At 49.7% G+C, this 12,383-nt stretch carries 12 protein-coding genes and 1 other RNA gene; 10 read left to right on the top strand and 3 right to left on the bottom strand.

Annotated elements, in window-relative coordinates; genetic code table 11:
* Nucleotides 1-56 precede the first annotated feature (56 nt).
* The 5 genes from ACSR9A_RS13915 to ACSR9A_RS13895 all read left to right on the top strand — a co-directional run bounded on the left by ACSR9A_RS13915 (nt 57) and on the right by ACSR9A_RS13895 (nt 4,001).
* Complete coding sequence (locus ACSR9A_RS13915) at nt 57-902, top strand: hypothetical protein (RefSeq protein ID WP_473757759.1); 846 nt, start codon at nt 57-59, stop codon at nt 900-902.
* Nucleotides 902-1,690, top strand: coding sequence for a tRNA (adenine(22)-N(1))-methyltransferase (locus ACSR9A_RS13910; RefSeq protein ID WP_473757758.1), 789 nt, complete (start codon nt 902-904; stop codon nt 1,688-1,690). Before ACSR9A_RS13915 ends, ACSR9A_RS13910 begins: the two co-directional genes overlap by 1 nt.
* On the top strand, nt 1,657-2,778 hold the full coding sequence (locus ACSR9A_RS13905; RefSeq protein WP_473757757.1) for a Nif3-like dinuclear metal center hexameric protein: 1,122 nt from the start codon (nt 1,657-1,659) through the stop codon (nt 2,776-2,778). The genes ACSR9A_RS13910 and ACSR9A_RS13905 overlap by 34 nt, the downstream gene beginning before the upstream one ends.
* Before the next feature lie 75 nt (nt 2,779-2,853).
* Nucleotides 2,854-3,260, top strand: an RNA gene (rnpB, locus tag ACSR9A_RS13900) — RNase P RNA component class A.
* 315 nt (nt 3,261-3,575) lie between these two features.
* Nucleotides 3,576-4,001, top strand: a complete 426-nt coding sequence (locus ACSR9A_RS13895; protein WP_473757756.1) for a DUF488 family protein, N3 subclade — start codon at nt 3,576-3,578, stop codon at nt 3,999-4,001.
* Nucleotides 4,002-4,118: 117 nt separating this feature from the next.
* Here ACSR9A_RS13895 and ACSR9A_RS13890 read toward each other — a convergent pair whose 3' ends face one another.
* Complete coding sequence (locus tag ACSR9A_RS13890) at nt 4,119-5,999, bottom strand: S8 family peptidase (protein WP_473757755.1); 1,881 nt, start codon at nt 5,997-5,999, stop codon at nt 4,119-4,121.
* Nucleotides 6,000-6,206: 207 nt separating this feature from the next.
* Here ACSR9A_RS13890 and ACSR9A_RS13885 point away from each other — a divergent pair, with 207 nt between their 5' ends.
* The 3 genes from ACSR9A_RS13885 to ACSR9A_RS13875 all read left to right on the top strand — a co-directional run bounded on the left by ACSR9A_RS13885 (nt 6,207) and on the right by ACSR9A_RS13875 (nt 7,509).
* Complete coding sequence (locus ACSR9A_RS13885; RefSeq protein ID WP_338551943.1) at nt 6,207-6,707, top strand: YpuI family protein; 501 nt, start codon at nt 6,207-6,209, stop codon at nt 6,705-6,707.
* A gap of 54 nt (nt 6,708-6,761) precedes the next feature.
* Nucleotides 6,762-6,971, top strand: a complete 210-nt coding sequence (locus tag ACSR9A_RS13880) for a DUF1540 domain-containing protein (protein ID WP_056029269.1) — start codon at nt 6,762-6,764, stop codon at nt 6,969-6,971.
* A gap of 88 nt (nt 6,972-7,059) precedes the next feature.
* Nucleotides 7,060-7,509 carry a hypothetical protein gene (locus tag ACSR9A_RS13875; RefSeq protein WP_473757754.1) on the top strand — a complete coding sequence of 150 codons (450 nt, stop codon included), beginning with the start codon at nt 7,060-7,062 and terminating at the stop codon, nt 7,507-7,509.
* 60 nt (nt 7,510-7,569) lie between these two features.
* Here ACSR9A_RS13875 and ACSR9A_RS13870 read toward each other — a convergent pair whose 3' ends face one another.
* Entirely contained in the window at nt 7,570-8,199 is a 630-nt protein-coding gene (locus ACSR9A_RS13870) for a GTP pyrophosphokinase (RefSeq protein ID WP_341278386.1), read from the bottom strand.
* A 174-nt stretch (nt 8,200-8,373) separates the two neighbouring features.
* Between ACSR9A_RS13870 and ACSR9A_RS13865 the strand changes: the two genes are divergently transcribed.
* Nucleotides 8,374-9,162 carry an ABC transporter ATP-binding protein gene (locus ACSR9A_RS13865; protein WP_473757753.1) on the top strand — a complete coding sequence of 263 codons (789 nt, stop codon included), beginning with the start codon at nt 8,374-8,376 and terminating at the stop codon, nt 9,160-9,162.
* The gene (locus ACSR9A_RS13860; protein ID WP_473757752.1) at nt 9,159-11,465 is read left to right on the top strand and encodes an alpha/beta hydrolase; all 2,307 of its coding nucleotides are present in this window, start codon (nt 9,159-9,161) and stop codon (nt 11,463-11,465) included. Before ACSR9A_RS13865 ends, ACSR9A_RS13860 begins: the two co-directional genes overlap by 4 nt.
* 159 nt (nt 11,466-11,624) lie before the next feature.
* On the opposite strand, the gene ACSR9A_RS13855 is transcribed toward ACSR9A_RS13860, so the two are convergent.
* Nucleotides 11,625-12,326 (bottom strand): queuosine precursor transporter, encoded by a 702-nt coding sequence (locus ACSR9A_RS13855; protein ID WP_473757751.1) that lies wholly within the window; start codon nt 12,324-12,326, stop codon nt 11,625-11,627.
* Nucleotides 12,327-12,383 lie beyond the last annotated feature (57 nt).

Here is a 12,383-nt window from a genome sequence, read left to right as displayed (position 1 = left end):
CTTTTTTTTCAAAATACAAGTAGGTATAAAGTTCCCTTGAAAGGAATAAGCCCGGGATGAATGAAGAGCGTCGGCAGACCATTGTTAAAGAGATCGATTATTGGAGCAGAAGCAAGCTTCTGCCGCAGCAGTATTGTGATTTCCTGCTTAATTTATATGTGGATCCCGATCAAGAGGAAGATCCTAAAAAAAGGCAAGCTTCTTCGCGCGGAATCGGTAAAGCGGTCATGGCCGCTTCGCAGGCATCAGGGAAACAGTGGCTCCTTACTTTTGGGTTTTTTACCTTAATTTCCTTGGTTGTGCTTTATTTTAACGCTTTTCATCCTTTATTGCAAATAGGGGTCGTCGCTTCGGCAGTCGTCATTTCACTCATTATTTCCCAGCGGGTACGCAAACGAAATGAAGCCACTGGCCTTGTAATCGGCGGGGTAGGCATGCTGCTTATGCTTGGGGCAGGAATGTACATACTCAATTTCCATGGCGTCGAGGAATGGTACTGGAAGGCTAGCTTGCTGGGCTTCTGTTCTGTTTTTTGGATCGTTTATGGCATTAGCGCTCGCATTCATATTTTGCATTTATGCGGCTGGGTTGCTTCCCTGCTCGTATATGCATGGTTGTTGTCACGTTTGACCGATTCTCCAGCATGGTACGGCATTCAGCTTTATTGGCTGCCGCTGTCGGGCTTGTTCGGATGGGCTAGCTGGTTTGTGCATCAATGGTCGAAGCCGGTTTCGGCTGTATTGTTCGTAACATGTGCTTTAGTATGGTTTATGCCTGAGCTGTATGCAATGCTGTTTGCGTTGGAAACGGATTGGCTGCAATTGCAGCTGCTCATTAAAATCGCTTTAGGCGGCATATTATTGTTTGCAATGAGAAAAAAATGGATAGTGTGGGTTGCTTAATGTTGAAACTTTCTAACCGATTACAAACGATTGCGGGATATGTAACAGCGGGCTCGCGTATAGCAGATATTGGATCAGATCATGCGCAGCTGCCTGTTTATTTACTGCAAGCGGGAATAGTGCCTTCGGCGATTGCCGGAGAATTAAATAAAGGGCCGTTTGATGCGGCTCGCAGGCAGGGAGCAGCCGTTGGGCTGCTCCATAAGCTCGATGTTCGCCAAGGAGATGGCTTGTCCGTCATTCAGCCGCTGGAGGTTGACACGGTAACGATTGCGGGCATGGGCGGCGCATTAATGAGCGATATTTTGGACGCTGGCTATCAGGCTGGCAAGCTCGAAGGCGTCAAAGAGCTGGTGCTTCAGCCCAATGTTGGCGAGGACCGGGTCAGAAGCTGGCTGCTTGAGCATGGCTGGTCGCTGCTTGCTGAGACGATCATGGAGGAGGACGGAAAGATTTACGAGGTTCTCCATGCTCAGAAGCAAGGTGGCCAAGAGAGCAAGGAGCATAACGCTAAAGTTTATGATATGTCCTTATTGCCAGACTCCTTGCCTGAGGAAATTCGCTTAGCTCTGCTCGTGCGGATGGGGCCTTTTTTGCTGCGTAAGCCGATTCCCGTATTTCATCAAAAATGGCAGGCGGAGCTTGAAAAGCTGGAACGCGTATGCCAAAGCTTGTCCCTTTCAGAGCAGCCGGAAGCAGCTGGGAAGCTGGCACAGCTGCGTCATGAAATGACGATTATGAAGGAGGTGCTCGGATGCTTGCCAATGGACACACCGTCGTCCAAATAATGGAGCAGCTGGCTCCAAAGCATTATGCGGTAGAAAATGATAAAATCGGGCTGCAGCTAGGAACGCTGGGTAAGCCCATTAGCCATATTCTCGTGGCTCTCGACGTGACGGATGAGGTTGTGGATGAAGCGATTGCTGCTGGGGCAGAACTGATTATTGCCCACCATGCGATTATTTTCCGCCCGCTCTCAAAGCTTGATACGTCTACGCCAGCAGGCAAGCTGTATGAGAAGCTGATCAAAAATGATATTGCCGTGTACATCTCCCACACCAATCTGGACGTAACAGATGGCGGCATTAACGATTGGATGGCGGATTTGGTCGGTATTAAGCCGGAAGGGCGTATTTGCCTGGAGGAAGTGCACACGGACCAGTGGAACAAGCTTGTCGTGTTCGTGCCTAAAGGACATGAGGAAAAGGTGCTGGAGGCGATCTGGAGCGCAGGAGGCGGCCAGATCGGCGATTACAGCCGCTGCAGCTTTATAACCGAAGGAACGGGAACGTTTTTGCCTGGGGAAGGAACGACGCCGTACATTGGCGCTCCTGGCAAGCTGGAAAAAACAGCAGAGGTCCGTCTTGAGGTCGTTGTCCCTGACAGCTTAAAGCGCAAAGCCTTACAAGCGATGCTGAAAGCCCATCCTTACGATGAGGTTGCTTATGACTTGTACGAAATCGACTTAACCGGCCGTTCAGTTGGACTAGGCAGAGCGGGTAAGCTGAGCGAGCCTGTAACGCTTGCTGAGCTTACAGAGCGCGTGAAGCAGGCATTCGAGGTACCCGTTGTTCGGGTAGTTGGTGAAGCAGGTCGTGAAGTGCGTAAGGTCGCTGTACTCGGCGGCTCAGGGGCTCGCTACGTTCGCCATGCGATTTTTGCCGGAGCCGATGTGCTCATTACGGGCGATATTGACTATCATACCGCTCATGATGCACTTGCTGCGGGCATTGCGATTATTGACCCCGGCCATAATGTGGAAAAAATAATGAAGCAGCGCACAGCCGATTGGCTTAATGAGCAGCTGCAGTCGCGCAAATCGGACACGAAGGCGCTCGCCTCTGCGATCCATACGGAGCCTTTTACATTTGTATAAAGCCAAGCGGCAGCTTGGAAAATGATTAAAGCTTGAGCTTTACGCCAATACCTTGTATACTGGTTGATGCACCGGAAAGTTTGACAGACAATCGCTGGCGGCCTTGTTGCCGCGAGAGGAAAGTCCGGGCTCCGCAAGGCAGGATGCTGGATAACGTCCAGTCAGCGCGAGCTGAAGGATAGTGCCACAGAAATGGACCGCCGATGGCTGGCTTCGTGCCAGCACAGGCAAGGGTGGAACCGTGGTGTAAGAGACCACGAGGAGTACAGGTGACTGTATTCCTGGTAAACCCCATCTGGAGCAAGACCGAGAGGACGTTGCAGCTTCGAGCTGCGGCCTTAGCCTGAGGCACGTCCGGGTTGGTTGCTGGAGCCGCTTAGCAATAGGCGGCGTAGATAGATGATTGTCGCTTTCTTAGTGGGAGGGTCGTCACCGTTTGGACCACTGAAAGTACAGAACCCGGCTTACGGCAAACTTTCCGTAACGAACTTAAACAAGCAAAAACGACTTCTTCGTCCTTCTGGGACGCGAAGAGCTTTGTCGGAGAAATATAAGCCTATTTATACGTGAAAAACTTATAAATTCTTATATTTCAAGGTGAAACGGCTATCGCCGTCCTTTGGCGGCAAGGCACGTTTCAATCCGAGAAATATAAGCCTAATGATAAGTGTGAAACTTATAAATTCTTATATTTTGAACCATTCGTCATTTGCGATTATAGAGATGTTAGTGGACGTTCCTTCGGGAGCTAACGGCCCTGCATCTCTTTTTTGCATTTTCGTAGGAGGTTGAATCATATGCTGCCTTCAGGCAAGCTGTATACGAGTAATTTAAATGGCTTGAAAAAAATAAATTTCGCAGCGAAAAAGCTGATGATTACGCGAGCGGAGATGGATATTGCAGATGTGTCCATGTGTCAAGCCTTAGCGCCTTCGCAGGATTTATTCCAGTTTTCGCTTGATGGGCGAAAAGAAGATGCTGATTTCGCATGGTGGCCGAAATATGAAAAGCGCTTTGTTGCGGAGCTGCAATTTGATCGCAAGCTTGAGGCGCTTCGCCAAGTTTACCGCATGCTGCAGGAGGGCAGCCATGTGGTGCTGGTCTGTTTTTGCCATGACCATCGTTATTGTCATCGCCGCCTGGTCGGCGAGTTTTTTGCGCTATACGGGGTGAAGGCGGAGGAGCTTAATCCGATTTTAATCGAGCAGATAAAGCTGTTTTAAAAAAAGCATGGCAGGAAGCGGATGAGCTGCTTCAATGCCATGCTTTTCATGTCTTATGCAGACCGGCTGCCAAGCGGCTCAAACGTTTTTGCCATGCCCGCTCAGCGTCCCAGCAGCTTATTTCTCGTATTTGCGCGTGATGGAATTGAGACGGTTTTTCGTCTTGTCCGGGTACGTCTGGAGTGCCGTATTAAAGTTCATTGCGGCTTTGAGAGCACGATCAATGTCTATTTCTCCATAGCCAAAATAAACATCCTTACCAGGATCGCCCAGATCAACGGCTGATTTGCGCATGATTTCCATCACTTCCTCATTCGTCAAATCCGGATTGACGGACCGAATGAGACCGGCTAACGCCGCTACATGCGGACTTGCCATTGAGGTGCCGGAGAGCGCCGCATATTGGCCTCCAGGGTACGTGCTGGCAATGCTGTCTCCCGGTGCAGCCACATCAATATAGTCGCCGTAGTTGGAGAAAGAGGCTTTTTTCTGCGCGGAATCTGTTGCCGCAACAGCGAATACTTCCGGATAAGCGGCTGGATAGCCCGGGCGATCCGTATTGTCATTGCCGCTGGCGGCAATGAGGACTACGTCATGATCATACGCATATTTAATGGCATCATGCAGGAAATCAGCCTGTGCATAATTGCCGAGGCTCATATTAATAACCTTGGCGCCATGGTCAGTTGCCCAGATCAGCCCTTGAGCAACCGAGTAGGTTGAGCCTGCACCGCTGCTGTCGAGCACCTTGACCGGCATCACCTTGTTGTACCAGGATAAGCCGGCGACACCCTCGCCATTGTTGACGGACGCACTAATGATGCCAGCTACATGCGTACCGTGACCGACATCATCATCCGGCTCAGCCTCGCTGTCGACAATGTTGGTGCCATCCAGCAGCTTGCCCTGCAAATCGGGATGATCCAATTGTACGCCGGTGTCCAGTACCGCTACAATGACCTGATCACTGCCCCTCGACAGCTTCCAGCCTTTCTCCGTTTCGATGGAGGGTAGATTCCATTGATATTTGGCATACAGCGCGTCATTGGGAATGACGTCTCCGCTGTCGCCGTCATTATTTGTTTCATTCGTCATATATAAATAGTGAGGCTCGACATATTCCGTTTTCCAGGAGCGACTAAAATATTCCTTCATTTGCTTCGCTTCCATATTTTTGGATCGGAACACATAGGTATTGTCGATCTGATTAATTTGGTTGACGGAAACTGCGTTAACGGATTGCTTCATTTTTTCAAGCTGCTCATCGGTTACCTTCTCGGCAAAATGAACCACAACATCCTTCACATGGTAATGGCTGGCATTGCCATTGTCTTCCCCGGTCTGTACCGTTGTATCACGGTTCGTATTCGGAATAACCGACTCAATTCGGTAGTTGCCTTCGTTCGGGTAGGGGACAAGCCGCAAATTGCGCTTTTGATGGCGCTCCACCTGAGTGACAATATCCTGCTTAATGACGCCGACGACGCCCATGCCGCGGTATTTCTGATGGGGAACCCCGAGCACGATGAAACGGCTGCCACTCTCATTTACAAATGGCTTGGATTCATAGGTTTTGCCCTGTTTGACGGCTGCCGCAGCTGCTTCTACTTCGCTTTTGCCGGAGTTAGAAGGAATGGCACCGCGCTGTACGCTTCGCTCTCCGTTCATCAAGCGGATGTAGGACATATGCTTATGCATGCTCATCATGCTGGTAACGTGCTTGGTCGACACTGTTTTTCCTGTTTTCCGGGTTTTCCCGGCCTGGCTCGTGTCCATCAGCTTATAAAATTCTTTGGTGCATTCGGAGACGCACAGAAAAGAAGTGGCCTCCATATCACGATTGAGCGTGCGCAGCTTATGCTGCTTCTCCTGGTTGGCAGACAAGCTTTTGACAGGTGCAGCGGGTTTTTTGCCTTGAGGAAGAAACAAAGGTGCAGTCGGAATCAGCAGCGTCGCCGCAACAAGCACGGTAAAGACGCCGATCCATTTCTTTTTCATTTGCGCAAACCTCCATTAAATGACAGCTGGAATAACAGCATGAGCCTGTTTGATGTATAGGTTCGCTTTAAAATCCAGAAAATATGCGGCACAATCAGCGTTTCTCCAGTACCATCTGCAAGTAATTTGTGGTACTATGTTGATGCCTAGAGTTTTATGATCTTGCAACGTTTAAGCTTGTTTGGATTGAAGAAAGGGGAACTACCTATGCCAGCGACTAATGTTAAACCACTTAGTGAGACAACCCGTATTAAACTAAAAGAAGCCGTGAATCAATTGGAGCCATTTTTGAATCACTATTCGCTCGTACAATTGAATGGGGAGCAAAGCAGTGATGAGGCGCAAAATTTTTACAAAGGCCTGCTATCCGATTTGAGACATTTGTTGGTGTTTTCTGAAGTCTCGGTTGAAAAGCTGGGAGTATTGCTCAGACGCCCCAATTTTGATAACGATTTTGCAGAACGTGCCTTGTACGAAGTGTACCATCAATGTGTAAATGCCTTCTTCTATCCTAAAAATGAATGTTATTCCGAAGATGGCCGCTACGCATACACGGGTCAAGACGCGATTCGCTTCTTGTTCAAGCCTGTTCGTGAAGCCCGCGATATCGTATTGTCTTTATCCAAAATTTACGAAGAGCTGCGCGATGAGCTTGCCTACTACGAAACAGACTACATGACCCAGCGTCGGATGCAGGGGCAAAAATAAGGCAGAATGAATCACCTCCGTTCAGGGAAACTTGATAGCGGAGGTGATTTTTTTATGCCAAAGGGCGTATCATGCAGCGTATCAAATTGCACGTTTTGGTCAGAAGGTAATAACTGTGGCGCCGATTCCATTGCCATTGATATTGATCAGCATGCAAGTGCCGATTTTGGATCAGAATTTGCCGCTGAAGAGCTTGGCTTGCAGCATCAGGACCAGGCGGCGAAGTCGTCTGCAACATGCTGCCATACCTTTAAAGCGCGCTAAGCAGCTGGGGATGGCTGTCAGGTGGAGAAGGACGGGCTAGGATGGTTTGAATCGAAAGGCAAAGCTTATGAAGTGGAGGTGAGCCCAAATGGAACGCTGGGATGAAACAGAGGGCAGCAGTCATGGGGAGAAGGAGCAAAACGACGAAGCAGCGTTGGAAGAGCGTCATCATAGAGCATTGTTATCCGATGAAGAAATAAACGGTGCAAGCCGTAATATCAATGAAGAAATGGCGGGGGAATTTGCCGCTGGTGTACCCGTTCCCGTATCTTATGTACCGCGCAGCGAAAGCAAAAGCGAAGGCGAGGATACGGTGAGGGAAAGCACCGGAGGCACCGCGCTGGGCTGGGTCGGTTTGGTGTTTGCGATCGTCTCATGGTTTTTATGGCCCGCGCTAATGGGGGCAGCCGCAGCAGTGCTTGGCTTTGTCGCGTACCGACAAGGGGCGAAGGGACTTGGATCATGGGCAGTCACAATTGGCCTCATTGCCTTTGTGCTCGCTGTAGTCATTATTCCATTGTACCGCGCGATAACCTGACCTTGAAAAAAAAAGCCTCCGGCCATCCGCTTATACAGCGGTGCCGGAGGCTTTTTGCTATTATTCTATCGCGAATTCGCGGTGCTTAAGTACCTCTTGATTCAGAGCGAGCATACGTTTATCGAGCAAATTGATCATGTCGGCGGATTCCTTAAGCTGCTGTTGAATTTCCGGTGGAATGCCTTCATTATATTTGTAATAAATTTTATGCTCCAGACTGGCCCAGAAATCCATCGCGCTCGTGCGGATTTGAATTTCAACAAGCACATTTTCAATGCGGTTCGTCAGGAAGACAGGAATTTCTACAATAAGATGCAAGCTCTTATAGCCATTTGGCTTCGGATTGAGGACATAATCCTTCACTTCAATCACTTTAACGTCGGTTTGCTGGCTGATCATTTCCAGTATTTGATAAATATCAGTGGAGAAAGAACAGATGACCCGGACGCCAGCAATATCGCGAATATGTTCTTTTGCATTTTCCAAATTAATATCCATATTTTTGCGGCGGAGCTTGTCCATGACGCTTTCGGGATTTTTAATCCGCGTTTTGACATGCTCAATCGGGTTGTAGTCATGAATAAATTGAAATTCCTCGTTTAAAATATTCAGCTTCGTCTCCACTTCATCCAAGGCAAATTTATACGTTAAAAAAAAGTGCGCCCATTGCTTCATCATATCTCGCTGCATGCGATCCATCACTCCTAATATCATTATTGCTGCTATTATTGTACCATGTTCCCGTCCACATTGCTCATTTCGGGGGTGGAGGCACAACGTCGCCCCAGTAGGCGGGTGCTGTGGAAGGATTGAATGTTACGGTCAATTTACATATAATTTAGACTACATGGGAGGATGAGAGCAATGGTTATAGACATTCATAACGTAACTTGGGAACGGGAAGAAAAGATCGTCCTTCAAGGGATTGATTGGCAGGTTGAAGCGGGTCAGCACTGGTGCTTGTTAGGGCTTAACGGCTCCGGGAAGACGACGCTTTTAAATATGATTAACGGCTATATTTGGCCAACGACTGGGTCTGTATCGGTGCTGGGACATAAATTTGGCGAATACGATTTGCGTGAGCTGCGCAAAAGCATAGGCTGGGTCAGCACATCGCTCCAGCAGAAGCTGCACGGTCAGGATACCGCCTTCAAAATTGTCTTAAGCGGAAAATTCGCTACGATTGGGCTGTATGATCAAGCGCTGCAGGAGGATGAAGAGCAGGCAATCTTGCTGATGCGCAGCCTCGGCTGTGAAGTATTGCTGAACCGGACGTACAGCACGCTCTCGCAGGGCGAGCGCCAGCGGGTGCTCATTGCAAGAGCGCTGATGGCTGCGCCTAAGCTGCTCATTTTGGACGAGCCTTGTACCGGGCTCGATGTGTTTGCGAGAGAACAGCTGCTGGAGATGATTAATCAGGTGGCACAGCAGCCAGATGCGCCGACTATTATTTATGTAACCCATCATGTGGAGGAAATTTTGCCTTGCTTTAATCAAACACTGCTGATTAAGGATGGCCGGGTTTTTGAAGCCGGTGATACAAGCAAGGTGCTCTCATCAGCGCGCATGAGCGATTTTTTTGGCGTGCCTGTAGAGATCGAACAGCGTGAGAACCGCAATTGGCTCTTTATAAAGGCAGCTGAGAGCAAGTGAATACAGTATTAGGGCCATTAGGCTTTGTTCCGCCACCGAAGCTTCCTAAGCGGCAGCGGTTGGCCCAGTGGTTAAAGGCGCGGATGCAGCAGCGGCTCGCCTATGACAGGACGCTGTTCTACCATGGCTCCGCAGGGCTGCTGATCGCGGGAACGCTGGCGATGGTGCTGGTTGCGCTGGGCATGCCGACGGGATTTGGGACGCTTGTGGATATCGGCGGTTTTGTGTCGTTAAATACCGTGGCCTTGTATGCAGCCGCGCAGCTGTGCTCAGTGCTGCTAACGCTTGTTTTTGTGCCCGTTCCTCGCTTGTTTGCCGGGTTTTTCTTATACGTAGCATTTGAAGCTTATTTTATTTTGTATTATTCGGAATTTGGTATGCTCATGGCGGCGCTGTTTGCAGCGGCGTATGCGATTTGTGGCGCGATGGCAGGCATGCTGCTCGGTCAAATAGTGAAGCTGCCCGGCAGAGGGCTCGCCATAGCAGGCATTATTGTGGCAGGAGCACTATTTGTAAACGTTGCAGCGAATCAATTTCGCGGAGCTTCTGATGATGCAGCACCTGCCGCCGATATGGATTCCAACTATTCATCTGCAGATGGGACCTCGGATATGAGTCTAGGGGACGGCATGCCGGTTGCTTCCATTGAAGCTGACAATCCGGCATTGCCGGGCGATTACAGCTATAAGGCCTTTACCTACGGCAGCGGGAGCGACAAGCAGCGCAGCGAATACGGCGAGCAGACGGAGCTGCTCTCGACCTCCGTAGACGCATCGGTTTACATTAAAAAGTGGGCGTGGCTCAAGCAGCAATTTTGGGGCTTTGATCAACGCGAGCTTCCGTTAAACGCGAGAGTGTGGATGCCGGAAGGCGATGGAGCGTTTCCGCTTGTGCTCATGGTGCATGGCAATCATTTAATGGAGGAGTTTTCGGACGCAGGCTATGCCTACTTGGGCGAGCTGCTTGCGAGCCGGGGCTTTATTGCGATATCGGTAGATGAAAACTTTCTTAATTATTCGGTTTGGTCGAGCATCCCCGAGCAGGATATGAAAATGCGGGCATGGATCATGCTCAAGCACATTCAGCAAATCCAGTTGTTCAGTACGCTGACGGATAATCCCTTTTACAGCAAAGTAGATTTTTCCAAGGTATCTTTAATTGGACATTCACGTGGTGGTCAAGCGGTAGCGATGGCCGTGGATTACAAACGATGGTTTGCCGAGGATGAAGGGCTTTCCAGCATCGCCCAGGTCAATTTTGCTTCAGTAGTGGCTTTGGCTCCGACGGATAAGCAGGTGGACAATGCATCGGCGCGGATTAAAGATGTGAGCTATTTGACGCTGCAAGGCGCAAGGGATGGCGACGTCAACAGCTTTTACGGGGACAGGCAGTACATTCGCACCAGCTTTACGCTAGGCTCGCCATATTTTAAAGCGTCGCTCTATATGTCCGAGGCGAACCACAGCCGCTTTAATTCGGATTGGGGCATGATGGATGAACGGGTTCCCGGCGGCCTGTTTCTTAATCAGCAGAACATGATGACGCAGGCGGAGCAGCAGCAGGCGGCCAAAGTGTATGTCTCGGCTTTTCTGGAAGCTACTCTGCACGGCAACGATGCTTATAAGCCTTTGTTCGAAAATAACAAAACGGCGCCGGATTGGCTCCCCTCCACCAGCAATTATGTAAGCAGATACGAGGATGCTTCCTTCCTCGCGGCAGCGCGTTATGAAGAAGACGTGAACAAGCTGACGCTGCCGAGCGGAGGCAAGCTGAGCGCCGAAGGCTTCAAGGTATGGGAGGAGTCGGAGGCGAAGGACCGGGACAATCGCAATAAGGGCTCGCGCGGTGCTGTGCTGGAATGGGACGCTGCTGCGTCCTATACGTTGGAGCTTGCAGGGACGTATAGCGAGGCCATCGTTTCCAAAGGACTTAATACGTTCAGCTTTTCAATGGAAAATATGGGAGTGGAAAATAGGGATGATGATGCGGCAGCTGCGCCGCAAATCGAGCTGGAGCTTGTGCCTTCACAGGGGCAGGCGGTGCGCTTGCCATTATCCAGCTTTAACGATATTCCGCTGCCCTTCGAAACGCAGTTTACTATTACCCCTTGGCTGGAGAAGCGGATTAAGAAGGGAAAATATAAAGAGAGCATTGAATCGGTGTTTCAGACCTACAGCTTGCCGCTAGCGCGGTTTGCGGAAGCAGGCGGCTGGCCATCCGGGGCGAAAATTACGCGGATAACGTTTTATTTTTCCGGAGCGGCTGGTCGGGTGATGCTGGATGACATCGGCTTTTATCAATAAAATGCGGCTGTAAACAAATAACCTCCCGGCAGAAGGGAGGTTATTTGTACAAATATAGGCAAGGATATCATTTCGTTATCCTGTCTCTATATTTCTCGGAATGAAACGCGCCGCGCCGCCACAGGACGGCGACAGCCGTTTCACCTTGAATGTATGAATTTAGATTGATTCTTTTTTGAACGTGAAGCTTCGCGCTGCATATAGAAACGGCGTCGAGCAGACGGACACCAGAAACTTAATGACATAGGTAGACAGGAAGATCGACATCCATACATCGAACTCATATTCGGTCGCAAAGGCGATCGTACAAAAAATGAGCGTATCGACGAATTGGCTGACAATCGTACTGCCGTTATTGCGAATCCACAGCTGATTGCGGGCTGGAAACAGCCGCTTGAGCAGCGTATAAATTTTCACATCAAGAAACTGGCTTACAAAATAGGCGCATAGGCTGCCAAGTGCAATTTGCGGCAGCATGCCGAATATGCTTTGAAGCGCTGCTTGCGCCTCCAGACCGGGCTCGGCTGGATTAAATAGAAGCGCCATCTGCATAATAATGGTTGAGGCAATTAAGGTGAAAAACCCGAACCACACTGCTTTTTTGGCATCGGCTTCGCCATATTTCTCGTTAAGCAGGTCGGAAGCCAAATAAATGGTGCCATACATCGTATTGCCGAGCGTAATGACGATGGCTAGTGTTCCGATTTGCAAATCAACGGTTTTGACGACTTGAATATTGGCGATAACGGTTGCCATGCCGATCCAGGCATAGACGCCGACCTTGCCGAATAAACGGTAGGAAATGAGAAACAGTGTGAAGTGGGCGAGCATAAAAAGAACGCCGAACCACAAGTTGAACATGTGAAAAAAACCTCCTAGTTTTGATAACGCGGGAGTTTACGAACCGCGGCTTGCTTT

Source organism: Paenibacillus sp. R-74696 (assembly GCF_055814915.1).
The sequence above is the reverse complement of the archived record's forward strand: the minus strand, read 5'-3'. Positions and strand labels throughout refer to the sequence as shown.